The following is a 24528-nucleotide window of genomic DNA, read 5'->3' on the forward strand; positions in this document are numbered from 1 at the left end:
GAATTAGTCCGGAAAAGCGACCTGGTACCTTTTGCCTTTTCCGAAATTCTTCTATACTTAGAGCCTCTCCAAAACTCTTACCCTAGAAGGAAACCTCTGTGAAAAAAGTGACGATTATTCCTGGCGATGGCATTGGTCCCGAAATCATGGCGCAGGTCGTGCGCGTTCTGAAGCAAGTAAATGCTCCGTTTGAATACGAAGAATTCGATGCCGGCGAAGTCGCACTTCATAAACACGGTTCTCTGTTACCGGCTTCCACAGTGGCTTCGATTGAAAAAACCAAGCTTGCGATTAAAGGTCCGACGACGACTCCGGTGGGCGGCGGCCATAAATCTATCAACGTGCAAATGAGACAGCAGTTTGATCTCTACGCAAACGTGCGTCCAGTGCGCGTTTTGCCGAATATCCCTTGCGTCACTCAAACGGTGGACCTCACGATCGTGCGTGAAAATACAGAAGACTTGTATGCAGGGATCGAGCGCATGGTGGATAACGACACTGCAGAGTCTATTAAACGCATTACTCGTAAAGGTTCTGAGCGCATCGCTCGTTATGCTTACGAGCTTGCACGCAAAACCGGTAAAAAGAACGTCGCCATTGTTCACAAAGCCAACATTATGAAAATGTCTGACGGTTTGTTTTTGAAAGTCGCACAAGAAGTCGGTGCTCAATATCCAGAAATCACGACTCGCGATGTGATCGTGGACAACTGCTGCATGCAACTTGTAACAAAGCCTCAGCAATTCGAAGTGATTGTGACCGAAAACTTGTACGGCGATATCTTGAGTGACCTCTGCGCAGGTCTTGTCGGTGGCCTCGGTGTCGTTCCTGGTGCTAACATCGGTGACCGTGCGGCGATCTTTGAAGCGGTTCATGGCTCTGCCCCGGATATCGCTGGCCAGAATAAGGCAAATCCAACGGCGCTCTTACAGTCTGCCGTGATGATGCTTCAACATGTGGGAGAAACCCAGAAAGCGGATGCGATCATGAAGGCCCTGATAGAGGCGTTGAAAGATCCAAATGCGCGTACAGGTGATTTGCAAGGCCGCGGAAATACCGTCAGTTTTACGGATGCGATTCTGCAGCAGCTTCGCTAGATTGACCGAAGCGCTTTTGCATATTCGGTGAGAGATGTGCTTTCAACTCCGGATGTTCTTTCAAAGACGTCCGGATATACTCAGTCCACTTACGCACGTTCGCTTCATTTTTCATATCTTCGCTGGCACGTAAGAGGCCTTCCGCATCGGAGATATCTTTTCGCACATTGAAGGCCTGTTCAAAACTATGAGCCGCTTCTGACGGCTGTTCTAAATACAGATAAACCCATGCCTTTAAATTATAGAACGCCCCTTGATCAGACACTGGCAATGTTTCAAGACCGGTGGTCACTGATTCCATCGTCGCTTTTGCTTCGGCAAACTTCCCCGTGCGCAAAAGCCCGCGGGCTTCTGACATCGCCGCTTTAGCCTGCTCTTCTGCTGATGGAACTGGCGCCGCCGGTGCTTTCGCGGCTGGAGATGCCGTGGGAGATGTCGTCGGAGTTACAGACGCTGTCACCGTTGCTGACGGCGCAGCCACAGGCGACGGTGACACTGTTGGCGAAATCACAGGCGTTGGTGAGGTCGCCGGAGTTGGCGACACAGCAGGTGCTGCCGTTGCAGCGGCCGGTGTCGGCGCTGGAGTGGCTGCGGCGACGGCTTCTTTTGCCGCCGCTCTGGAAACTGTAATCGGCACAGCCTTGGACAGTAGCGCTTGCAAGCCTTCGCCCGCAGCAATAGTGTCTGCGGCGGCTATGAGTGGCTTAATGATCTCGAGTTCTGGCGGCTGCAGACTTGCAACGGGCTTTTGATAGCAAAGATCCGCCACCATTTCTTCGTGATTTGCAAAATGCGGCGCCATTTGCTTTTTGCCGTGAATTTCATAGAGAAAAATCTGATCCAGAGTCGCATCTTTTGAGAATAGCACCTGGCTGAAATTCTCAACCGGGCGAGGCATCATCTTAAACTGGAACTGACGATCCGCACGCACCAAGGTCGGCCCCTGCTCTGCGTCTGGTTTAAACTCATTACCACACACTTTGATTCCATACTCGATATTCAGCGACGACATCATCTCAAGCGCGTTTTCACCTTCAGCACTGAGCTTCATGTCGAGGTCTTCGAGCGGCAGAGCTGTCTTAAACATCTCATTTAAAAGCAACTTATCCACTGTCATGGCGAGCTTGCCGCCTTCGTAAGAAAACTTGATCTTGTCGATCGTCATTCCGCCATCAAACTTCGTCGTCTTGGGATTTTTGCCAATAGCACCCTTAATATGGAAATCCACCGGAGCTTTAAGGATCGGCAAAAACTCAGGCCCCATGCCTCCTGTTGCCGCCACGACTTCGATGCGACCAAACGCGGATTTAAAATCGAGTGTCTTTAAAGTAAAGCCAGGGATTTTGAATTGAGCTTCGCCAATGCGTAGCTCTTTATCTGCCATCTCAAGGTTTTTAACCGAAAACTCTTCAAGTTCTGAAACCGGTTTCTTCTGATGCTCGAATTTGATATTTTTGAGGTTCATTTTCGCCATCTTAAAATTGCCAAGAGATGGTCCGTCAGAATTTTCGGTATGGCCAATCGCCATCAAGTTTAAGAAGATCGTTGCCCATGAGAAATCCGGCGGCACTTCGACATGCCCCTCTTCCGCGGTCAGTTTTTCAATAATAAAAATACGCTCATAAACCAAAGCAGACAGACTGAATTTCAGATCCACGGATTTAAGCGAAAAATCCTGATTCTGATCATGGCGACGGATCTCTGAAAAATGCATTCCGCCGGCAATACTTCCCGTCAATGACCCCACTTGGATGCCCGAGGCTTCGATTTTTTCTTTGATGGAATCAAGCGGCATCGATGTGTATAAAAACGCAATCAGAATCAGCGCCACGCCCAGTGGAATCGATAAAATCCCCAGCATCACCTGCTGGATTTTCTGCAACGTTGTTTTTTCTTCTTCATAAACGAGCGACACGACGTGCGTGCGGCTCATCATATCGTGCCATGCACGCTGATCCGGGCTAAACCGTGCCCACAGGTAACCCAAGAAAAACGGAATCGAGCTCAACATCTTACCAACGATTTCCCGCATGAAGGCCTGGCCCCAGCTGACCGGCGCCTTTTCATTCGCCTGGGGAACCACTTTCAAGCCTAAAAGCTTTTTTCCCAGCGTCTGACCAGTGGCCTTTGTCGGATAAACAAAATAGCCGATCGCAAACACAAAACTCAGCACGATGAGATTGCTCAAGGTTGCGAGTTCCGGAGCGTTTCGCTCGAGCACCATGCTCACGCCCTGCCAAATGGCGGTGTAAATGAGCATGTCCAAATTCATCGCGGCAAAACGTGAGGAAAAGCTAGCTGGCTGCATTCTTTTCCTCCCGGTGAATTTGGTGAATCAACTGACGAATCTGCGTCTGGAAATGATTGTCCGGATGATGATCCGAATAAACCATCAATGTATCTAAAAGATGCGCTTTGGTTTCAGTATCAAACTTCTCGATATCATCAAAGATGCGCATCACTTTCGAGTTGATGTCTTGAGCCATCGGATGTGCCGCAAAACTTGCAAAAAAGAGGTCGTAATATCTGAGCGTCTGAACCAGATCGCCGACTTCGTAAAACTCTTCAGCGCGCTCGATGATTTCATCCGGCGTCACTTTCAGTTCAAGCTCGGCCATATTCCAAGTGACCGGCACCATGCCGAGAATCTCGCGCGACAAGACATACTTTTCGTTCTTGCGGTCCACATAGTGGAAGCACGAGACCATGATTTGTTTTACAAAAGCAAGGTCCTCTTTATTAAACGTCGACAGCAAAAAACCTTGCTTATGGAAATAGATAAAGAGTCCACGAAACGCATAGAAGCTTTCGTGATTAAGAGCATAAATGCGTTTAAAGATTTCTAGCTTCTCTTCAATCACATCTGCGGATTTGGCCTGATAGTAGAGATCCTGCTCTTGTGCAAATAAGAAACTTTTCTTGAGTGGAAAGACATCCATCTGCATGAAGGCAAAAATAAAGCCGATCGCAAACCCTGTCAGATGGGCGAGATGTGCAACACCACTCCCCGCTCCGACGGCGCCTACGACATCGCTAAACACCATGAACAAACCGATGTACATCCATGCCGGCATATAGATCATGCGATTGTATACGACCGCCGTCAGCAGGCAGCGCATCTTCTCGCGCCAGAAGTAGACGGCAAAAGCGCCGATCACAGCACTCACCGCACCTGAAGCTCCAAACAGACGAACACCCATCGGCAAGAACGGCAGCTGCAAGAAGTTCGAACCAAGGCCACCCAGCACATACAACAACATCAAACCAAAAAAACCAATGCGTTGTTCAACGAAAACCGAGAACAAGGCAAAGATCAGCATATTGCCGATCAAATGCACCCAGCCTTCGTGAGTTACCATCGCTTTAAGAGCCGCAACGAGCTTACCGTTGCCGCGAATAAAGATGTGCTCTTCTTTGGATTTCTGCAGACTTTTCTGTAGGTATGTTTCGCGAGCTACAAGATAAGCGCCGTACTCCGGAAGATTTGCTGCATCCGTTGATTTTAATTTTTTATCAATACGATCATCATTCAACCAGCCAAAGAGTGTACGGTTTTCCATGAAAGAAGCTTTTGGGAACTCTTTGCGATAAGCCTTACCGAAACTTTGCAGATCAAAAAGATCCTCGGGCGTCAGATGAGCTTTAAGATAATCACAGGTCTCGGTTTCAAATTTTGACGAGCACGAAGCGATGATCAAATTTTTGCGAGCATCCAGGATTTTTGAATCGATCATCGCCTGACGAACATGGCGAATGTACAAAGCATTTTCTGAAAAATAGAAAACCGAAACGGCGCACGTCACGACGATGAGAAGTAAAGTGGCAATAGGCCACTTTACGATTCGGCTTTGAAGTCCTAATGGTATCAGAAACATACATATATTTATCGCCCACGAAAGCTGAGCACTTGAGCAAATCGACCGCTTTTTGTCCGCGGAATAGGTCTAGAACTCTGGGTCCTGCCAGAACTTAGTCGAGGCCTGCTTAGTGAAGGCTGCCTTTATGGATTTTCTCGGCGAGTTCTGAAAGTTCTTCCACCGGAACTTCGTAAGGACGTCCGCACATTTGACAGACAACTTCAGCCGGCTCTTTCTTCAAGATCATGTCTTCAAGCTCCGCCAATCCGAGAGTCTCCAGCGCACGTACGACGCGATCCTTTGTGCATGGGCAGAAGTATTCCACGCTGTGATCGTGCTCGAGCTCCGTGAATGGAATTCCATCCATATAAGGCTTCACAAGATCAATCGGCTGGGCCCCGTCTAAGAGCATTTTTGAAATATTCTCTTTGAAGGCCTCTGCATTTTTTTGAATTTTATCAACGAGCGATTCTTCCACACCCGGCATGACTTCAAGCACCACACCACCTGCCGCACGCACTTTACCATAGGTGTCCAAGTAAACTCCCAATGAAACAAGGCTGCGGATCTGATGGGATTGAATCAAGTAGTGAGCGATATCGTCGCCGATTTCACCCGTCACCATTTCAACCGTTCCGTTGTGCGGCTGTTTTTGGAATGGCAAGTGACGAGTCACCGTGAGCATCCCTTTACCGAAATGAGGCCCGAGCTTGAGGCCGGTGTCATAATTTGCCGGCTCATAAACCGGCACCGGAGAATAACCGCGGACTTTTCCTTCGAAGCTGGCTTCTGCGTAAACAGCCGTGAGTGGGCCGTCGCCTTTAAAGTAAAGACCAACTTGTTGACCTTCTTTCAGGTGACTTGCCATGAGAAGCGCCCCCGTCATCGCGCGACCGACGGCCACCGTTGGCAACGGATAGGTGTCCTGGAGCTTCTGCATTTCCGCAACAACTTCTGTGGAGTTCACCGCTGCGATGCGGATTGTAAAATCATTCGATACGAAACGGTGGACTTTTTCTTTCATGACTCTCCCCAGACAGTAGGTGTCAAAGGTATCAAAGACGGCCAATAAAGGCAATATTGAGAGACATGAAAGTCTACCTTTTTCGCCATGGACAAAAAGACTCCCAACCCTTTGAAGACCCTGATCTCACGGGTTTAGGCCATCAACAAGCAAACAAGCTGGCAGAGCTCATCCGCAATGGGACTCTTCTGAAAGGCACGCAGTTCTTGGCTTCACCGCGAAAACGCGCTCAGAGCACACTCAATCCAGCGGCGGCATTTTGCGCGGCTCCGATCCAGGTGATCAGTGGCCTCGATCAACGCACAACATTTGAAAACAGCGACGCGTTTCGTTCACGCATTCAACAAACAGTGAATTCACTCGAAAAGAAATTTTCCAACGACGACGTGATTTATTTATGTTCTCACCACGATTGGATTGAAGAATCTCTTTCAGTGATTCCGTCAGACACGGACCTGCTGGATCCGCGCTACTGGAGCTGGAGACCGGCTCAGTACATGCACTTTGAAGTCGCCGAAGGGCTGTGGGTTTTAAAAACTTTCAACAAGGTAGAACCATGATCATTAGAAATATTTGGGCCATCGGACGTAACTACGCGGAGCACGCAAAAGAGCTCGGCAATGAAGTTCCCACGGAACCGTTGATTTTTTTAAAGGCCGGTAGCACCGCTGTAATGAACACTTCTGACTTTGCATTGCCGAAGTGGGCAACCGATGTTCATCACGAAGTCGAATTGGCTTTGCTTTTCGATGATCAGCTGAAAGTACACAAAGCCGCCGTGGCTCTGGATCTGACAGAAAGAACTTTGCAATCAAAACTCAAAGCCAAAGGTTCACCATGGACGCTGGCAAAATCGTTCACGAACTCCTGCCCGCTTTCTGATTTTTTCCCAGTGGGTTCCTTGGATGAACTCAAGAAGCTCGATATCTCGCTCACTGTGAACGGCGATCTTCGCCAAAAAGGCAATACCTCACAGATGATCTTCTCTCTTGAAAAGCAGATTGAGTACGTACTGGCGCACTTTCCGGTCGGCCCTGGCGACGTGCTTCTGACAGGGACTCCTTCAGGCGTTGCGGGCATTAAGCCCGGCGATGCGCTGGTCGCTGAGATCCACGGCAAAGTTCAGAAGCGCTGGACAGTTCGCTAGACTAAGAGCCAGGCACCCTTGTAGACCTCTCGTGCCCATAGAATAATCATTCTGTGGGTCATCACTCCAAACAACATCCTTGCCTGAGCTGCGGCGCCTGCTGTGCGCATTTCCGCGTTGCTTTTTATTGGCGAGAGGCCGAACCCGATGGCATCTGGAAAGTTCCGATCAAGCTCACTGTGGATTTAGATTCCACATACCGCTGCATGAAAGGCACAGAAGTAAAACACCAAAACAAGTGTATCGCCCTGACCGGCCGGATCGGGCGCGATGCCCATTGCAGTATTTATCAAAACCGCCCCACTCCGTGCCGCAACTTTATAGCCTCCTATGAGGACGGCAAGCACCATCCGCGCTGCGATGAGGCCCGTGAACACCACGGATTACGCCCACTTCGCAAAGATGATTACGCAGGTGTGGAACTGCCTCCGCCGCCAAGTAAATCGCCTCAAATTGAGACATAGTTTTTTTTGAATCTTCCATCGTCATTCAAAGCTTGATTGCTAATCTAGCTTCATCACGAGGAGGTTCTTATGAACACATTCTATACCGGCGCCAAAATCTTCGCAGTCAGTTTTCTGATGGCTCTCACGGCCTATGCGCAAGAACAACAAGACGGTGACTTCCCACCACCACCGCCAAAATTCTCTGCCGAAAAGAAAGCAGAAATGGATAAAAAAATCGAGACACTCAAAACAGCTTGCGCAACGGACATCGCGAATTTGTGCGCACAGGATGAAGGCCACCGCATCATCGGCTGTCTGAAGCACCAAAAAGATTCAATCACGGTCAGCGCTTGTTCGGATGCTTTGGCATCATTCCCGGATCGTCCACCACGTCAATAACACATCTCCCCATGAGGAAAGGGAGTCTTCCTACCCGCTCCCTTTCCTCCTCCCACCTGGAAGATCCTGAGAAGTTCGCTTTCGCTTTCGACGAAGCTACGATTAATTCCCCACAGCAAATTTGTACTTAGTCATATTACCGGAAAGGGATTCAACGCCTTTTGGCTTTCTGACTATGCTGGCAGCAGTTTCCAACCACAAGGAGCATTGACATGAACACAACTTCATTAGAGCACCCTGAATTTGACTGGGCCCGCGAAGGCAACCGCGTCGCACTCGCCGAATTTTTCCGGCATGGCGGTTCGGTGAATGTCAAAAATGCCAAGGGCTATTCACTCCTGATGCTGGCCGCTTACAATGATCATTGGGGAACTTGTGCGTGGCTCATACAAAAGGGCGCCGATGTGAACTCGATTGATATTTCTGGCAATAGTGTGCTGATGGGAAGCTGCTTTAAAGGTCACGTGCGCATCGTGAAGCTGTTGCTGAGCTCGGGCGCGGATCCGTTTTTACAAAACTGTTATGGAATGACGGCGTTAGATTTGGCGAAAGCCTTTGGCCGCCACGAAGTCGTGCGAGTTCTCACAGGCGACACCTTCACCACCCCCGAAAGACTCTCGAATGTGGTGAAACTGATTACGCGAAGAATTGCGTCGCAACCTACTTCGTCATACAAGGAAAGGTCGCAAGACGATTCCCTAAACTGAAGAAGACAATATTGCCTTTACCGTCATGAATAAATCGGAGCCAGTGATCGTAACCATCATGGGCTTCGATTTTCACCTCTTCACCCGTGCCGCTCCAGTGATTTGAACCGTAGCGAGTGCCGTAAGTGGCAATCTCCGCCGGGATCAAAACTTTCACCTTGGTATCAGAGTAAATGCCGCGCGGATAATAAACGACTTCAATCAACTCAACAAGTTTTTTGCCTGTCGTGAACGTCCGCTCTTCTTTGATGGTGCGAACCTTCAGATCGCACTTCAGATGGGGCGCGAGCTTTCCGGCATAGAGCATTTTGGTAATGCCATCAAACTCATCCATCGTCAGGCGCTTGGTGGCTTGAGCCTCTTCAGAGGCAAACTCTTGAGAAAACGCCGGCAGCGTTAACATGGCCACGATGGTAAACACTAAGAAACGCATAAACCTCTCCTTGTGAGGAATATTTAAGCGACTTCCATAATATCGGACCAATCAATTAAATTGATGAGAACTATAAGATTTTTACCGGACCCCACCCGTTGTCCTGTCTATGAGTTTGTCGAATACTCGGACTTTAGCAGACCATAGACTGCGAGATCGACGAACACTCCTTCGGAGAACATCTCTTGGCGGAGAGTGCCCTCGTAGCTCATCCCCAGCTTCTGCATGACTTTCCCCGAAGCTGGATTCGTAACTTTGTGGCGCGAAGTGATCTTGTTCAGTTTCAGTTGTTCGAAAGCATATTTTACAAGGACTTGCCCCGCTTCAGTGCAATAGCCTTTGCCCCAGTGATCGACGGCCACCCAGTAGGCGATCTCACCCTTTTGGTGTTTCTTGGAAATACCCGCAAGAGACATGCAACCTACAAGTTCGCCGTTCCCTTTCAGAGTTATCGCGCAAACGACCTCCGTGCCATTCGCAAAACCTGTGGGATGTCCTTGGATCCAGCTCTCTGCTAAGCCATCCGGATATGGATACGGAATCATCCCGGTTCTTGAAGTGATCTCTTTGTTGCCCGCCAAATGCTGCACGGTTTTGGCGTCGCTCAGCTGGAAGGGTCTTAAGATCAATCTTTCGGTCTCGAATGAGGGTCGGTTGTCCTGAAGTAAAGCTTGTGTATCCATAGGAAAAGGATGAGATGGAATGCCGCCGGAAGCAACGAGAACGGGCCCCGTGTCACCTCGCGATAAACGCCGCGTCAACAGCGTCCAGAGTGGGGTTTACGTTCCCGTAAAGTCCTTGAGTTTTTGCTCTCACGGAGCGAATATGCGGGCCTCTCAATTGGGGTAAAATTTATGTCAGATATTCAGGCGCAGATTCTCGCTAAGGGCGAAGAAATTCTCAAAAACATGGAAGGCCAATCCAAGGCTTCAATTTTCTCTAAAGACTTCTGGTACGGCTCCATCATGGAATGGAGCATGAAGAACGAAAAGTTCAAAACTAACATGTTCCGCTTTGTCGACGTTTTGCCATCGCTCAATTCTGGCGACGAAGTGTCTCGTCACTTGAAAGAATATTTTTCTGAAGACGGCGGCAAGCTTCCTCCAGTGTTCAACGTGGGACTTGGTTTGGGATCACTCGCTCCGGGCTTAATGGCTGGTGCGATTAAGAAAAACGTTGTCGGTATGGCGCAAATGTTCATCACGGGTGAAAATCCCGATGAGGCTCTGCCGGTTTTGAAAAAAGCCCGTAAGAACAAAATGACTTTCACCGTGGACATCTTGGGTGAAGCGATTCTCTCTGAGAAAGAAGCGCAAGAGTACACGAACAAATACGTGGAACTTGTGAACTGGCTCGCGAAAGACGCTGAGAAGTGGGACGAAATTCCGCAAATCGACCGCGATCACGAAGGCGCGATTCCTAAAGTGAACGTGTCTGTAAAAATGACGGCGCTCTACTCGCAAATCAAAGATCTTGCTTGGGATGAGACTAAGAAAATCCTGAAAGACCGCATGCGCCCTGTTTTCCGTTTGGGTATGGAAAAAGGAGTCTTCATTAATCTGGATATGGAACATTACGGTGTTAAGCATTTGACGCTGGAAGTGTTCACCGAGCTCATCAACGAGCCTGAATTCAAAAATTACAAATACTTCGGTATCGTGATCCAAGCTTATCTTCGTGACTCTTTCGAAGACATCAAAGCCATGACAGATTTCGCGCAAAAACGCGGAACTCCGTTCTGGGTTCGCCTTGTGAAAGGCGCTTACTGGGATTATGAAACGATTGAAGCTGAACAACGTGGCTGGCCGATCCCGGTTTACACGAACAAAGCGGAATCCGATGCGAACTATGAAGTTTGCGCGAAGTACTTGCTTGAAAACATCAAACACATCCGCCCTGCTTTTGCTTCCCACAACGTGAGAACTCTTGCAGCGTGCATGGTCTATGCTGAGAAGCTGGGTATTCCAAAGGCGGCTCTTGAGTTCCAAATGCTTTACGGCATGGCCGAACCTGTGAAGAAAACCATCGTCGACATGGGCTACCGCCTGCGTGAATATGCTCCGGTGGGCGAACTCATTCCGGGCATGGCGTACCTTGTTCGCCGTTTGCTTGAGAATTCATCTAACGAATCTTGGTTGCGCGGAAAGTTTGCCGACAACAAATCGACGGCGGAACTTTTGAAAGATCCTGCTCAAGGTTTGACTCCGACCTCTTCACAAGTTGTGAAAAAGCCTGGCAAGTTCTACAACGAGCCTTTACTTGATTTTGCCGTGAAAGCAGACCGCGAAAAAATGCTCAAAGCTTTGAGCGACTTCAAAGCGACATTGCCTGTGAACGTGCCTTTGCACATTAACGGCAAAGAAATTCAAACGAGTAAAATCTTTGATCGCGTGAATCCATCTGAGTCTGCTCAAGTCGTGGGTAAGATCAACATGGCGTCTATCGAGCATGCTGAACAAGCGATGCAAGCGGCACAAACTGCTTACAAAACTTGGAAGAATGTTCCTTGCGAACAACGTGCAGCGATGGTTGATAAGCTCGCGGACATTATGGTTCGCGATCGTTTCAAGTTGATTGCGACTCAAGTGTTGGAAGTTGGTAAACCATGGGCCGAAGCGGATGGCGATATCGGTGAAGCCATCGACTTCTGCCGTTACTACGCTCGCGATATGCGCAATTTACAAAAACCACTTCGCGTGGGTGGTTTGCCTGGTGAGTTGTCTCATTACATCTACAAATCTCGTGGCGTGACGGCTGTTATTGCTCCGTGGAACTTCCCATTGGCAATCTTGGCCGGCATGGTGACGGCAGCAGCTGTGACTGGAAATACCGTTGTGATGAAACCTGCTGAACAGTCGTCAGTGGTTGCTTGGGGCTTGATGAAAATGATCGCTGAAGCGGGCTTCCCTGCTGGCGTGATTAACTTCTTGCCTGGTTACGGTGAAGAAGTTGGTGAATACATCGTGAACCACAAATTCACGACGACCATCGCTTTCACAGGTTCTAAAGCTGTTGGTTTGCACATCTTGAATCGCGCTTCGCACGTTCAGGCTGGTCAAACGCACGTCAAACGTTGCATCATCGAAATGGGTGGGAAGAACGCTGTCATCATCGATAACGATGCGGACCTTGATGAAGCCGTGGATGGAGTTCTTTACTCAGCCTTCGGTTTCAGCGGTCAGAAATGTTCTGCTGCGAGCCGCGTGATTGTATTAGACGAAGTTTATGATCGTTTCACGGATCGTTTGGTTGAGGCTGCAAAATCGATCGACGTTTTGTCTGCTGAAAATCCAAAAGCTTACATGGGCCCGGTTGTGGACCAAGAAGCTCATCAACGTATTTTGAATACCATTGCTGAGGCTGAGAAGACGAACAAACTTCTCTTCAAAGGCCAAGTTCCTACGACAGGCTTCTTTGCTCCGCCTACTATTTTTGGAAATGTTCCAGGAGATTCAAAGCTTGCTCAGCAAGAAATCTTCGGTCCAGTAGTGGCTGTGATTCGCGCAAAAGATTTGGATCAAGCTCTCGAGATCGCTAACAGCACGGAGTATGCTTTGACTGGTGGTATGTTCTCTCGTAGCCCAGCCAACATTGCTCGCGTGAAAGAAGAATTCGAAGTGGGTAACTTGTATATCAACCGTGGTATCACAGGTGCAATGGTTGACCGTCATCCATTTGGCGGTTTCAAAATGTCTGGTATCGGTTCAAAAACCGGCGGTCCAGATTACTTGAAACAGTACATGGAACCGGCAGCGGTCACTGAGAACACTCTCCGCCGCGGCTTCGCTCCGGCGGAAGAGTAGAAAAACTTAACTACAAATACCAAGGGGACCAGAAGGTCCCCTTTTTTTATTGATCTAAAGACTAAAACCACTCTTCGTCATCGTAATCGTCGCGGTCTTCTTCGTGCTTTGGAACCGGCACGGGATCGACAAATACCAGCGGACGCTCGACGTGCAAAACCCAGCGGGCAAAGGCGCCTGTGATCACACCAAAGATCGTACCGCCGACATGGGCTGAGTACGCGACTCCACTGCCGATCCCCTCAGGATTGGCGATCAAGCTCGTAAAATCGACCAGCAAGAAAAGCGGAATGATCAACAAGGTTGGCAGATAAATGAAGCCGTTATGCCCCGGGAATGGCGAGATGAAATACACAAAGCGCACGCGACGGCGTGTCTCAGCCACCACGTAGAAGGCCAAGAGCGCACTTATCGACGCACTCGCCCCGACCATCGGAATCACTCCGTGACCGTTATAGAATAAAAATGCTGCACCACCGGCGATGCCGCCTAAGAGATAAATCACTAAAAGCGCAAAACTACCCACCATGGTTTCAACCGCAGTTCCCATCACGACAAGAAAAAGCATATTACTAAATAAGTGAGTGAGACTCGCGTGCGAAAACTGATACGTGATCCAGGTAATAGAGTTCTTATCGGCTTTATTCAAACCGAAGTTGTACATCGTATCTTCATCGTAGAATTTCATGAAAGCCGCTGCTTGCTCGCGCCAGCGATTGATAGCGACTTGATCCCCCGTATAAGGAAAGCTCTCGGCTTGGCCCAGGAAATCCGCATCGCGAAGAGCATACGAGCCCAGGATTTCCATTTGATCATCGCTCTCGGCGTTGAGTTTGTAAATCCACGAAGCGCGGCTTGATTGCTCAAAGCTGCTGAGGTGTTGGAGATACTGATGATAGAGTTTGCCGGTAATAATCGTTGATTCTGTCTGCAAAATCTTTTGCTCTTGAAAAGCATCCGGCTGACCGGCAAAGAATAGAAAGTATATCAGAACATTCAAGGCTAGCAGCGTCCACGTCAGAGGATAGCGATGAAACTTTGAAAGAGGTTCTGGGTTAGGTAAAATCATTCGATTTCATACCGTTTCTTGAACTCTTGAAGAATTTGTTTTTCATCGGCACTCGCAGGAACACGAGAGTTCTTCTGAGTCGCCTGAGCATTCAAGATCCACGCCGCCTTCACGAGATTCTTATTTAAGAACCCCTCGAGCGGAGATTCCATCTCAAGATCCTTGATAAGACCGACCGCCGAAGCATAGTTCTTCTGATCCATTGAGTCTTTCAAAAGAAGCAAACGCGAAGACACAAGACCTAAACCCGCGCGACGCAGGATATTGCCCTTGTCTTTATCTTTAGATTTTAAGTAGTTTGAAATCGCACAAGCCTCGGACTTCTCACTCCCCGCGCAAACGAGGTCCTGATAAGCAGCGGCTTCTTTTTCATCCTCTGCGATAACAGCCATGGCCAAATTGCCGAGAGCTTTGTTTTCGCCTTCGAGAGCCCAAACAGCCTTCTGAGCTTCGGTGTAAACGCAGGCATCGTCGGCTTCATCCGCTAAGTACATCGCCAAAGCGACATCCAGACGCTTTTGCCCCTGATAGCGATCTGTCGGAATGCTTGGACAATAAGCCTGACTAAATGTCTTCTTACCGTTCAGACCTTCAAGGACTGCCGCTTTATAGGCTTTCCCCATCAATGCCAGCCCCATCACAAACATGAAGCCGAAGAAAATCCAAAGTGTCGAACTGATGTAACGAGTCTCGACCGCCAGTGGCAGATCCACCGGTTCATGCTTATGAGAAATCACGAGAGTGTCAGAAACTCGCTCATGAAAAGCACGACGCAGAGGATGGCCTAAGATCTCGAGAAATGGCACTCCCATCAACAGAGAGCCAAACCACCAGCCCATTGGACGCAAGAACGATTGTGCGAAGGTCAGTTTGCGATGATCACTCAAAGCTTGCGGATAGGAGATGACTTCCAACTGAAGAAACTTCTGCCCAGGGGTCGCCTGCCAGAAGTAGATGAAAAATGCCTGAACCAATGAAGACACACAAACAATGCCCACAACGAAGAGAGCCCAAATCACAACGGCTTCTTCAGAGTCAGAGTTTAAAAGCAAAACAGTTTTTAGATTTCTGAGCACTCCAGCGACACAAAAACTCACAACCGGAGAAAGGATAAGGAAATCCAAAATGAAGGCGATAAAGCGATCTGTGACTGGAGCCAGCGGCAGTTGCGCCGTCGCAGGTGTCGACGGTTTATAATTGCGTGGCGGATGTGTTTCTGAAAATGATAAATCCCTTACTACCATAAGGGATTTATCGGTCTAACAGTCTTAAAACTGCGGTCTAGTTATATATTATTGGACAATCTTCAAGGACAGAACTCGCCCTTGTTCATCGAGGTCAAACTGAGCATGACCGAGGTCTTTATTTGCCGAACTCATCAGTTTATAAACCTCTTTGCTGCCCTCGCGGCTTTCCAACTGGACTTTTGCATAACCCACTGTGAAAACGCTCTTGAAGATCTTCAAGAATTCCGCTTTCTCTTTGATGACCAAAGGCTGGTCTCCAGCTTGGTTTTCAGTAAAGTCGAAGCCTTCGATCTTTGCGTTGACCAAACGAGTTTTGTATTTCCCCTCAAGGAAACCAAACACCAATTCGTCTTTCAAAGTGGGCTTCACAGCCATGAGGCTTTTTGCAGACTCTTTTTCTTCAGCGAATTTTTTAGCGATTTCATGTTCCCATTTGATGCTCTCAACAGAATCGCGATCGTCGAAACTTGCGATTCCACGGTTGCCCTCAGTGATGGCATTGACTGACTGCTGGGATTTTACAATCCATTCATTGAGGAAAACCGTCATGACCAAAACAGACACAATCGAAAGACCCAAAACGGCTTTCTGATCCTGACCACGATCCATCAAACGCTTGCGCAATGATTTGGATTGTGGAAACTCAAGGACTTTGTTTTCTGCTTGTTTAGACATCTACGGCCCCTCTTGTTCGACACGTGAAATTTCCGGTCGGGTTAGTCTTAATGATCTATTATAAGACTTAAGCGAATCCCATGCCGAACCTGTACTTCACCAGCTTCTTTTAAAGTACATCTTATCGTACACTCGCTCAACATCCGACTGTAAGTTGTTAGACGTTTTAATATGAGACGCTAAAACAGTTGCACCGCAGTCTTCACCCAACTGTCTTCGCCATTCTGTAGCTCTCCCAAATGATAATAGAGAACTTTATCGACCTGGACTCCTGGACCTTCGATCTTGTGGCCCCGCTTCGTCTGATAAATCGCTTCAGGCACGGAGATTTTTACGCCCTGAGACAAAGCTGGCAATGGATACCAAACACCCACCAGCAACTGACCTGCACTGGCCGAGCCGAAGATTTTTGCTCCGATATAATCCTTCAATGCCTGCGCCACCATCTCGGCCGTCGAAGCACTGCTCGAGTCGACGAGAACCGCGACCGACGCCGTTAAGCAGTCATAGTCCTCAAAAGTTAAAAGCCGAACAAGAAAAGACTCATCCAGAATCTCCACCTGGTGTTCATCATCGAGATCATCAGGCAATACGGCTTCTTTTTTAAGTTTGGATTTTGGCTTCCACAAATACCCGATATCCTGAGAGCCGCACATAAACGGCGACAAAAACCGAAGACCTGCGACGAAATTCCCGCCCAAATTGCCGCGCAAGTCGACGATGATTTTCTGATACTTCTTAAGTTCTGCGATCTGCTTTCGCCACTGATCTTTTTCAAAATACTCCGCACGGAAAGAAGGGACAACGAGCCTTGCCGTGCGCTCTGAAACCCGCTCGACGCGGGGGTTTTCTTCGCGCTTAATTTCTTTTGCGACGATTTTGTATTCAGTGATTTTTTTATTCCTGACAATAAGGTATTTGCCCGAGGTTTTCTCTGCGATTTCCGGAGTGCCGAGGTCATCGTTAATTTGGTAAATGATATCACCCATGCGAAGGCCGACAGCCTCCGCCGGGGAATTGCGGTGAACTTTAAAGATGACAAGCTCCCCTTCGACGTAGCCGGACTCTATACCGGTCTCTGTACTCTCGCCGCTCCAGACTCGTTTTGACTCGGCAGCATTGTAAATCACTAAGTGAGAGGTGTGGAGTGCCGAGAATTGATCATTGAGATCTTCGATGATGTTGCCGACTGCGGTATCTGGCTGAACAAGTTCGGAGCGCTTCAAACAATTCTGGCCCCAAGTTCGGACCGTGTCGCCATTCATGTAGATGTGCTCGGTCACGAAATGGCAAATCTGTGCATAGGCGTTGACGGGTTTTGCTTTACGAACCGTCCAAACACCGAAGGCTATACACAGTAGTAAAAATAAAAAGCCAGGAATCCATCCTGGCTTTTCGAAGACCTTCATCTTCATAATAGGGAATATTAAGCCGCTCTCTTCTTACGAGCTTGTGACGGATCGATGTGATATTGCTTCACTTTACGATAAAGTGTCGCACGACCGATACCCAAAGCTTTTGCTGCTTCAGTCAAATTCCCTTTGTACTGAACAATCGCATTTTCGATAGCATGAGCTTCCAACTCATCCATCTTTTGGATTTTGTTGTCAGCTGTATAAGAGCCTGGACCTGGGAATGGCAATACATTGTTGCCACCAGTTTCGCCGCTGACTGAGCTAGAACCAAATGCCAATGCAGGAACACCAGCAACGAGTTGCTGACGGAAGAACGGAGATTCCATTCCTTCTCTCCATTGCGTTGGTGAGTATACTTGGAAAGTCACATCGCTGTGTTCCCATTGCTTCTTGGCATTATCGATCGCCTCAGCATTATCACTCACCATAATCATAATCGTACGAGACATTTCGTCCTCCCCTATTGATACGTTAAACGTTCATGTTTGAATCACTTTTATCGTATCGGCGTTTCATCGTGAGAATTTAGGGGTCTCAACAAAAATATTTTGAGACAGTTTAAGCCTCGAGAAAGACTCCACAATCAACCTGTCTCACAATGGGACTTGACTTATAACGAGAATGAGCACTGGACCCAGGTCGAGTTGAATCGAGCTGAGCCCAGTTCGGTGGAAACTGACAATATTATAGAGAGCAGCACAGCCGACTAGCAGCCCGTCGACGTGCCTGATGGCAATGGCTGCTGACGGCAACGAGGCTGACCTTCCGAACATTTCAAGCGCAGGTGGAAGTGATTGTCATGGCCTGGCGCTGATGTATTCAAGCTGCGCAATGTTCTGAATGCCACACTTGTTGTATCACCCGATTTGAAATCACCCGAGCGAGTTGCAAATGCACAGAGATCTTTCTTAATCACCGGATCGACAAAGATGAACGCCACGATGTTCTGTTCAACAAGGGACTTAAACAACGTCCACTGCTCATCTTCCATAAAACTTCTTACAACTTTCGAAGACTCAACAGCATCATCAAGACCCTTTTGCTTGTTCACGTCATCAAAGTAGTAAGAGATATCTGCATCAATACCCATTTGATGGGAGCTATGGTTACCGAGGCTACCACCCTTTTGACGAGAGACATCTCCGACTTTTGTCACATAGCCATTTACTTTAGCTTTGTTGAACTTACCGATATTCATGAGAGCGTTCAGCATATCTTCGGTACCGTAGTAAGTCTCACGCTTCGGATAGATAAAGTGAAAGCCGATATCTGGAATCTTCTGTTCATAGCTATAAAGATTCGTCGCGTTTTCCAAACGGCCAACCGTAAACTTAGGATTGCCACGCTTATCATAAACAACCGAAGTCACCGCCTGGTTCAACTTACGAAGAATCGTACCGACAATACCCGTGTTCTCAGAATCAGATTTTGTATCTGTCTTCTTATCGTCTTTTGCAGGTTGTTGCTTAGGTTCCTGCTTCGGATCTTTCTGAGTATCTTGACCTGCGTTCTGTTTGTCATCCTTCTTACCGCCGGATTTAGGGTCTTGCTTGTTATCATCTTTCTTCGGCGACTCCTTCTGTGGAGTCAAATCCGGGAAGATCACGTTCACGTCACGCTCTTGCTGACCGACGTAGAAACCACCATTTTCATTGCTGTCTGCATCGCCATCGCTATGCTCGAACTGAGAGCCGTCATCCTCATACTGCTTCTTAGGCTTCTTTGGTTCTGGCTTCGCTGGAACATCTTTAGATGGCTCTAAAGACGGTGCATTTCCGCCCGTGCCTTTGCCTGAGCCTTTTGTAGGAGCCGAAGTTGTATCCGAGTCCTCATCATGTTGAGGATAGTTCCCCTTCGTAAAATCAGGGATCTCGTTTTTGTGTGCCTGAACCTGATGATGGTAGACATAATTATTTTGGTAAACGTAGATATCGATGAAAGAATCCGCACAGTTTGCAGTCAAGCACGTGATCTTTGCGCCCATTCGCATATTCTGAGTGGCCAAGTGGTCGTTATTAAGCGGCTTCATGTATCCCATAGCGCCGAAATCAGGATCTTCTTCAATCGTTCCTTCGACATCGACTGGGACATTCACGCGACCGACGCCGATCACGTTTACAGCGACATTACCCTTCACAGATGTCTTTGCCGTTTTGCCGTCGATAGAAAGTTTGAGGTCGTTCGATTGAACATAACCTTCGACGATGGCGAGATCGCCGACTTTGCGGGAGATATAAGGTTGCTCAACTTTTTTGATTGTGGGTTGAGTTTCTTCCTTTTGCAGTGTCACCAATGGTTCCTGAAACCCGTGCGGCGAGCAGGATGCAAAAAGGAATGCCAGTAATGGTAATAATACGATCTTACGTTCCATAGGGATCTCCACGCTTCTCTACCAAGCACGAGATGTGCCAAAACGAGACACGCACTTAGCTCCAATTAATCCATCATCCATCCATTTTCATCTGTCGAACTTTTTAAAAAGCGACCCTTTTTGTCATCCCCCGAAGCCGCAAATTGTGGGGTCTCACCTCCAGGAGGCTTCGTTTATTTCCGCGACCTACGTTTTATTTTTTCTCAGTCGAAGGTCTTGATTTCAATTGTTTAGTCAGCAAATCCGCGCCAGCAGCCGAAAACGTCTTGTAGCCTTTGAACGCACACTGAAACCACAAGGGGGATCTAATGGTAAAAATGATTTCAAGAGTATTTCTGATGTGCAGTTTGGTATTCAGTTTCACAGCTTGTGGCAACAACTTCAGTAACCCTGGTCAAACTGCGCTCAACGATGATCCGACAACAGAGCAGCCTGGGAATTCCGCTGCCGGTGAGGGAGACACGACGAATAAGGATTTGGGAGAGTTGACTCCGCCATCCCAAAATCAAGGCGATAAAGACGTGGCTTTGTCCAAGTATGACTACTTGGATCCAAGTCACATCGTTCCAAGCAAAGCACTTGCTGATACTGTTGCTTACTTCGAGGCCAACCAATCAAAAATCAGCAACAAAAACTACATCGCTGTGATCAACTTCGCACAAAGCTCGAAAGAAAAACGTTTTTATATTATTGATATGAAAACCGGCAAGGTGATGGCAATCCACGTTGCTCATGGCAAAGGTTCCGATCCTGATCACGACAGTTACGCAACAAAGTTCAGCAACGTCTCTGGCTCAAACGCAAGTTCACTGGGCTTCTATACGACAGCAGAAACTTACAGCGGCAACCACGGTCTTTCATTGAAATTGGATGGACGTTCAACAACAAACTCAAACGCTCGTAGCCGTGCCATTGTTATTCACGGCGCAGACTATGTCAGCGAATCCAGCGTGACCCAAGGCCGCAGCTGGGGCTGCCCTGCAGTCACAATGAGCCTTCGCACTCAAGTGATCAACATGTTAAAGGGCGGCGCGCTCATCAACGCAGTCTACAAGTAGTGCCGTTAAATCATCCGCTCGAATTGTTCTAAGGTCGTTTTACGATATGATTGTGCCTCGTCTGCCGGGAAATGTTCTGCGGCGACGGGGCACAGTTCTATATTCTGAAGCATTTGATAGATCTCAATGCGCCGTAATTCCAGATCACTGAAGCCACTTCGGCCATAACCCTGTAAGAAGCCTTTACGGCTCCCCGGCCAGTCTTCACCATGAACCCAGCGGCAGAGATCATAAAGAGGATCTCCCGCAAAAGCCCATTCAAAATCCAAAACCGCAGTGACTTTCAAATCCTGGTGCAAAAGATTGCCAAGATGATAATCCATATGAATGAGGCTTGCTTCTGTGACAGATTCAAAAATCTCGCGGCGATCCTGCAAAGCCTGACGGAAGCGATCCTCCGTTGCGGCTTCAAAGATTTTAAATTTTGCTGATTGCTGAAGATGATACTCGAGCCGCGCTTCAAGATACTCAATCCAAGTCCCAGTACGTGGCAGCGGCCCGCGATTCGTCAGTTCTCCGAAAAAATCAAAGCTCTGTCGATGTAACTGCGCTAGCCATCGCCCGGCGTCTGCTGCTACGAGCTCACGCTCCTGCGTATCTAGAGAAGGCCATTGAGCTTCGATATTCTGACCCGGCAGCATTTTAGTGATCAGCACCTCATAAGGAACGAACTCGCGGCTTTCATCTAAAACAAACGACTTAGGAGTCGGGATCCGCGAAGCATGAAGAAGCGAGAACACAAACTTCTCGCGCTGAAATTTCGGCACCTCAGGATCGCGAGCGTTAAAACGAATGACATACTCCTCGTTTAAAAAGAAACAAGGATTGACCCATCCGTTCTCATCGAGCCGAAGCAAGATAACTTCACCGAGTCCATGCTTATCCGCCAGCTGCGGAATCGCTGTACGACAAACTTCTTTAATAGCTAAATGATTCGGAGATCTCATCTTTCAAAGCTAATTCCATAAAAATTAAAAGACAACTCCCAAGCACATTGAACTGACGGGCACGATGCCCGTCAGCAGCAGGAGCTCGAGGACAGAGTCCGCGATGAGCTGCGCTGCCCTTCGGGTATCAGGATGTAGAAAGACCAGCGGAGCCACCACTCCAAGGGCAAAAAAAAAGCTGACTTTCATAGTCAGCTTTTTTCTTTTCAAGTCTACGCAGAAACTATCTACGGCCAGACTTAATTTTTACCTGAAGTTTAGAAATCAAATGAACCGCCATCTTTTCTTGTACGCGGCACATTTTCAATTCGTCACGACGGTATGAACGTTGAGATGGAGTCAAAGTTCCTGTCTCGAGTTCCATTTCGTAATCAAGTTTAGAAGAACGGATGCCTTCCAACTCTTTCGTTTGTTGCTTGAACAGCTTAGTAACGCCACTCAATGGAGCCACTTCGATCCACTCTTCTTTAGAGCGGTACCAGCTCACCATGCGCAAGAAACGTGCTTTGTTCTTCGCGAGGGTGAACTTAGGATATTTGTCATCAGTGAGATCCAAGATATTGTCGATCTCATCAAGATTCATGTCTTCTTCTTCTTCGCCCAATTGGCCAAGAGAGTTCAGACCTAACTGACCTTCGAGAGCTTCGGCAGATAAACCGTCGTCACCGAACTGATCTTCGGCTTCTTCACCATCAAGATCCTCATCGAGTTCATCGTTGAGATCACTGTCGAGTTCATCCATTTCTTCTTCAATAGCATTTGGATTTGTACCAGTTGAATCGATCACGGCCCCAAGCCTCCCCATTTATTTTTTAAGCGTTTAGCAGAGGAAAAGGTTATATCCTAAAAGACCCAATGACACAATATGGCAATTGGATGAAAAAATGACAAAACCGAAAATTTCCAACTATTTAAACAAATCGATCGAGTGAAATTGCAATTTCTACGTAGAAAAACCATGCCTTTTTGGCGGGCACTTCGACGAGAAATTACACTGAAATCCTCTCTAGAAAAGCATCTTAGCACCTAACCAAACAAATCTTCCTGGAGTCAGATAGCCATAAATGTCTTCATAGAAAGTATTGCCAAGGTTGTTCACCCTTAAAAAGTATTGCCCATAAACGCCTTTATAGGTCACAGCCACGTTCCAGAGCGTCACGGCATTGAGAGCCACGCGCTGAGTTCCGGTACTATCCTCGCGCTCGCCGATGTAAACGAACTCGTTCATCAACCGGAGCGGCTCATAAATGTTATAGCCGAGGTTCCAAGCCCCCTGCCACACCGGACGACGGAGCAAATAAGATCCTGTCTCCTCATCCTTTGCGTAAACCTGCGAAAGCGAGAGCTGCGAATCCCAGAAAACCGCATCGTATTGATGGCTAAGTTCAGCGCCTTCGGTTTTGGCACGCTTGGTGTTCTTATATTTTGAAACCGCAAAGTCGTAATCAATGAGGTCCGTAAACTGATTGGTAAAGAGGGCGAGTTTCACCTTTTGTGGAGTCCCGAATCTCTGCACGAAGCCGAGCTCATAAGCCCGGCTTCGCTCCGCCGCCAAGCTTTGATCGCCGTAGCTCGAGTAAAGCTGATACAGCGTCGGACGCTTCAGACCGCTGCTCACAACGCCATAAAGGCTTCGCTGAGCTTCCGCCCAATGCCACTGGTAAGAGAGCTGATAAACCGCTACGCAGTCCTTAGAGTCCTGGCAATTGCCACGCACGCCCCATGAAAGGTCTGAGCTCTGAAAGTTCCAGTCGTTCACTAAATAAACGCTGCCGTCATTGGTGTGCGGGCTAAATGAACTCCCCGCCGGATCTGTATTGGAGTTTGAGTAAAAATCGCCATGCTCATCGTTATACTCAAGGCCCACTTGCCACAGGCTTTTGAGCGCACGGATGTTGTTGCGATTCAAGAAGCTGGTACGAAGTCCTTTGGATTGATCCAAATAATAATCAGAGTTGTAAACATCTGTCGGATTTTTATTTTCACGGTCGGTGTTCTGCTGCGTAACTAAGAACGAGCTGTCGGCGCTATCACTCCAGTTGGCTTTGTAGCGGGCCTTCCATTGCGTCCCGCGATTTTCAGTGTGCGCATTGATATCATCCAAAGGAGGAGCATCGTCGCTGAGCGTGTCGCGAAGGCCATTCACCATGATCTGCAACTGATCCTCACTCGGAAGGTCAAAGCTCGCAATAAGGCTGGCTGAACTTTTCTGACGGCCGTCGGTTTCAAGTTTGCCATCACTGCCACGCGGAACCGCCGCATTGTATGCTGAAACACCTTCCGTGCTAAGAGCTGAGCCCCCAACCGCTAGTTGCCAGCGATTGCCGCGGAAGCGGAACTCGCCAGTGCCACGGCTGGTGGCAAGGCTGCCGCCGGCGACCTCTAGGCTTGAATCCAAATCCGGATCATTATCGATCAGAACCACGCCGCCCATGGCTTGAGTTCCGTAAAGCAAGCTCTGCGGGCCTTTCAAAACACGAATGCGATTTGAAAACTCCGCGCCAAAACCGAACGGATCCGTTGCGCCGGTGGGCGCGGTGAAGTTATCCGCACGAAAATCATTCCAAATGAACAGTGTCTGATCGCCACTAGCTCCGCGCAAGAAGAGGCTTCCGGCATAGGTCGTCACTTCTGATCCCACCATCACCACACCCGGCAAGGATTTCATGGCTTCTGTCGGAGTGACATCCTGGCGCTCTTGAATCGTGTCGCTGGGAATTTCCTCTGCCGACGTCGGCGCCTGCATGAAAGATGTGTTGTTGTTCTGAATCTGAAGTCCCATTCCCAGAGCGAAGAATGGAACCATGAAGTGTTTGCGAAGCTGTGTTGTCAT

22 protein-coding genes are annotated in these 24528 nt (G+C 48.3%); 8 read left to right on the forward strand and 14 right to left on the reverse strand.

Going from position 1 to position 24528, the window contains the following annotated elements; genetic code table 11:
* The first annotated feature begins 98 nt into the window (after positions 1–98).
* Positions 99–1097 carry an isocitrate/isopropylmalate dehydrogenase family protein gene (locus tag JSU04_10895; GenBank protein MBS1970808.1) on the forward strand — a complete coding sequence of 333 codons (999 nt, stop codon included), beginning with the start codon at positions 99–101 and terminating at the stop codon, positions 1095–1097.
* Here the strand turns inward: JSU04_10895 and JSU04_10900 are convergent.
* From JSU04_10900 to JSU04_10910, 3 genes are all read right to left on the reverse strand, one after another.
* Positions 1066–3405, reverse strand: a complete 2340-nt coding sequence (locus JSU04_10900) for an RDD family protein (protein ID MBS1970809.1) — start codon at positions 3403–3405, stop codon at positions 1066–1068. The two genes, JSU04_10895 and JSU04_10900, sit on opposite strands and share 32 nt — an antisense overlap.
* Positions 3392–4972, reverse strand: coding sequence for a rhomboid family intramembrane serine protease (locus JSU04_10905; GenBank protein MBS1970810.1), 1581 nt, complete (start codon positions 4970–4972; stop codon positions 3392–3394). The genes JSU04_10900 and JSU04_10905 overlap by 14 nt, the downstream gene beginning before the upstream one ends.
* A 109-nt stretch (positions 4973–5081) precedes the next feature.
* Positions 5082–5978 carry an Hsp33 family molecular chaperone HslO gene (locus JSU04_10910; protein ID MBS1970811.1) on the reverse strand — a complete coding sequence of 299 codons (897 nt, stop codon included), beginning with the start codon at positions 5976–5978 and terminating at the stop codon, positions 5082–5084.
* A gap of 65 nt (positions 5979–6043) precedes the next feature.
* Between JSU04_10910 and JSU04_10915 the strand changes: the two genes are divergently transcribed.
* The 5 genes from JSU04_10915 to JSU04_10935 all read left to right on the forward strand — a co-directional run bounded on the left by JSU04_10915 (position 6044) and on the right by JSU04_10935 (position 8677).
* Positions 6044–6538: a histidine phosphatase family protein gene (locus JSU04_10915; GenBank protein MBS1970812.1), complete on the forward strand. Its 495-nt coding sequence runs from the start codon at positions 6044–6046 to the stop codon at positions 6536–6538.
* Complete coding sequence (locus JSU04_10920; protein MBS1970813.1) at positions 6538–7125, forward strand: fumarylacetoacetate hydrolase family protein; 588 nt, start codon at positions 6538–6540, stop codon at positions 7123–7125. The genes JSU04_10915 and JSU04_10920 overlap by 1 nt, the downstream gene beginning before the upstream one ends.
* Before the next feature lie 53 nt (positions 7126–7178).
* Positions 7179–7589 (forward strand): YkgJ family cysteine cluster protein, encoded by a 411-nt coding sequence (locus JSU04_10925; GenBank protein MBS1970814.1) that lies wholly within the window; start codon positions 7179–7181, stop codon positions 7587–7589.
* 69 nt (positions 7590–7658) lie between these two features.
* Positions 7659–7970 carry a hypothetical protein gene (locus tag JSU04_10930; GenBank protein MBS1970815.1) on the forward strand — a complete coding sequence of 104 codons (312 nt, stop codon included), beginning with the start codon at positions 7659–7661 and terminating at the stop codon, positions 7968–7970.
* A gap of 212 nt (positions 7971–8182) precedes the next feature.
* Positions 8183–8677: an ankyrin repeat domain-containing protein gene (locus tag JSU04_10935; protein MBS1970816.1), complete on the forward strand. Its 495-nt coding sequence runs from the start codon at positions 8183–8185 to the stop codon at positions 8675–8677.
* On the opposite strand, the gene JSU04_10940 is transcribed toward JSU04_10935, so the two are convergent.
* Together JSU04_10940 and JSU04_10945 are read right to left on the reverse strand one after the other, a co-directional pair.
* Positions 8631–9110, reverse strand: coding sequence for a hypothetical protein (locus JSU04_10940; protein ID MBS1970817.1), 480 nt, complete (start codon positions 9108–9110; stop codon positions 8631–8633). The two genes, JSU04_10935 and JSU04_10940, sit on opposite strands and share 47 nt — an antisense overlap.
* A gap of 107 nt (positions 9111–9217) precedes the next feature.
* Entirely contained in the window at positions 9218–9739 is a 522-nt protein-coding gene (locus JSU04_10945; protein MBS1970818.1) for a GNAT family N-acetyltransferase, read from the reverse strand.
* A 225-nt stretch (positions 9740–9964) separates the two neighbouring features.
* On the opposite strand from JSU04_10945, the gene pruA reads away from it, so the two are divergent.
* Positions 9965–12913, forward strand: a complete 2949-nt coding sequence (pruA, locus tag JSU04_10950; protein MBS1970819.1) for an L-glutamate gamma-semialdehyde dehydrogenase — start codon at positions 9965–9967, stop codon at positions 12911–12913.
* Positions 12914–12974: 61 nt separating this feature from the next.
* Here pruA and JSU04_10955 read toward each other — a convergent pair whose 3' ends face one another.
* From JSU04_10955 to JSU04_10980, 6 genes are all read right to left on the reverse strand, one after another.
* A complete protein-coding gene (locus tag JSU04_10955) occupies positions 12975–13982 on the reverse strand; it encodes a rhomboid family intramembrane serine protease (protein MBS1970820.1) in 1008 nt (335 codons plus the stop codon).
* Complete coding sequence (locus tag JSU04_10960) at positions 13979–15226, reverse strand: RDD family protein (GenBank protein MBS1970821.1); 1248 nt, start codon at positions 15224–15226, stop codon at positions 13979–13981. Before JSU04_10960 ends, JSU04_10955 begins: the two co-directional genes overlap by 4 nt.
* Before the next feature lie 48 nt (positions 15227–15274).
* Positions 15275–15904 (reverse strand): hypothetical protein, encoded by a 630-nt coding sequence (locus JSU04_10965; GenBank protein ID MBS1970822.1) that lies wholly within the window; start codon positions 15902–15904, stop codon positions 15275–15277.
* 179 nt (positions 15905–16083) lie between these two features.
* The gene (locus tag JSU04_10970) at positions 16084–17319 is read right to left on the reverse strand and encodes a carboxy-terminal processing protease (GenBank protein MBS1970823.1); all 1236 of its coding nucleotides are present in this window, start codon (positions 17317–17319) and stop codon (positions 16084–16086) included.
* Positions 17320–17330: 11 nt separating this feature from the next.
* Positions 17331–17768 carry a hypothetical protein gene (locus tag JSU04_10975; protein ID MBS1970824.1) on the reverse strand — a complete coding sequence of 146 codons (438 nt, stop codon included), beginning with the start codon at positions 17766–17768 and terminating at the stop codon, positions 17331–17333.
* A 257-nt stretch (positions 17769–18025) separates the two neighbouring features.
* The gene (locus JSU04_10980; protein MBS1970825.1) at positions 18026–19690 is read right to left on the reverse strand and encodes a penicillin-insensitive murein endopeptidase; all 1665 of its coding nucleotides are present in this window, start codon (positions 19688–19690) and stop codon (positions 18026–18028) included.
* Positions 19691–19998: 308 nt separating this feature from the next.
* Here JSU04_10980 and JSU04_10985 point away from each other — a divergent pair, with 308 nt between their 5' ends.
* Positions 19999–20748: a murein L,D-transpeptidase catalytic domain family protein gene (locus JSU04_10985; GenBank protein ID MBS1970826.1), complete on the forward strand. Its 750-nt coding sequence runs from the start codon at positions 19999–20001 to the stop codon at positions 20746–20748.
* Positions 20749–20753: 5 nt separating this feature from the next.
* On the opposite strand, the gene JSU04_10990 is transcribed toward JSU04_10985, so the two are convergent.
* From JSU04_10990 to JSU04_11000, 3 genes are all read right to left on the reverse strand, one after another.
* A complete protein-coding gene (locus JSU04_10990; protein MBS1970827.1) occupies positions 20754–21695 on the reverse strand; it encodes an aminoglycoside phosphotransferase family protein in 942 nt (313 codons plus the stop codon).
* A gap of 223 nt (positions 21696–21918) precedes the next feature.
* Complete coding sequence (locus tag JSU04_10995) at positions 21919–22437, reverse strand: hypothetical protein (GenBank protein MBS1970828.1); 519 nt, start codon at positions 22435–22437, stop codon at positions 21919–21921.
* Between the two features lie 264 nt (positions 22438–22701).
* A complete protein-coding gene (locus JSU04_11000; protein MBS1970829.1) occupies positions 22702–24528 on the reverse strand; it encodes a TonB-dependent receptor in 1827 nt (608 codons plus the stop codon).

This window comes from Bdellovibrionales bacterium (assembly GCA_018266295.1).
Classification (GTDB): Bacteria; Bdellovibrionota; Bdellovibrionia; order Bdellovibrionales; family Bdellovibrionaceae; genus JACMRP01.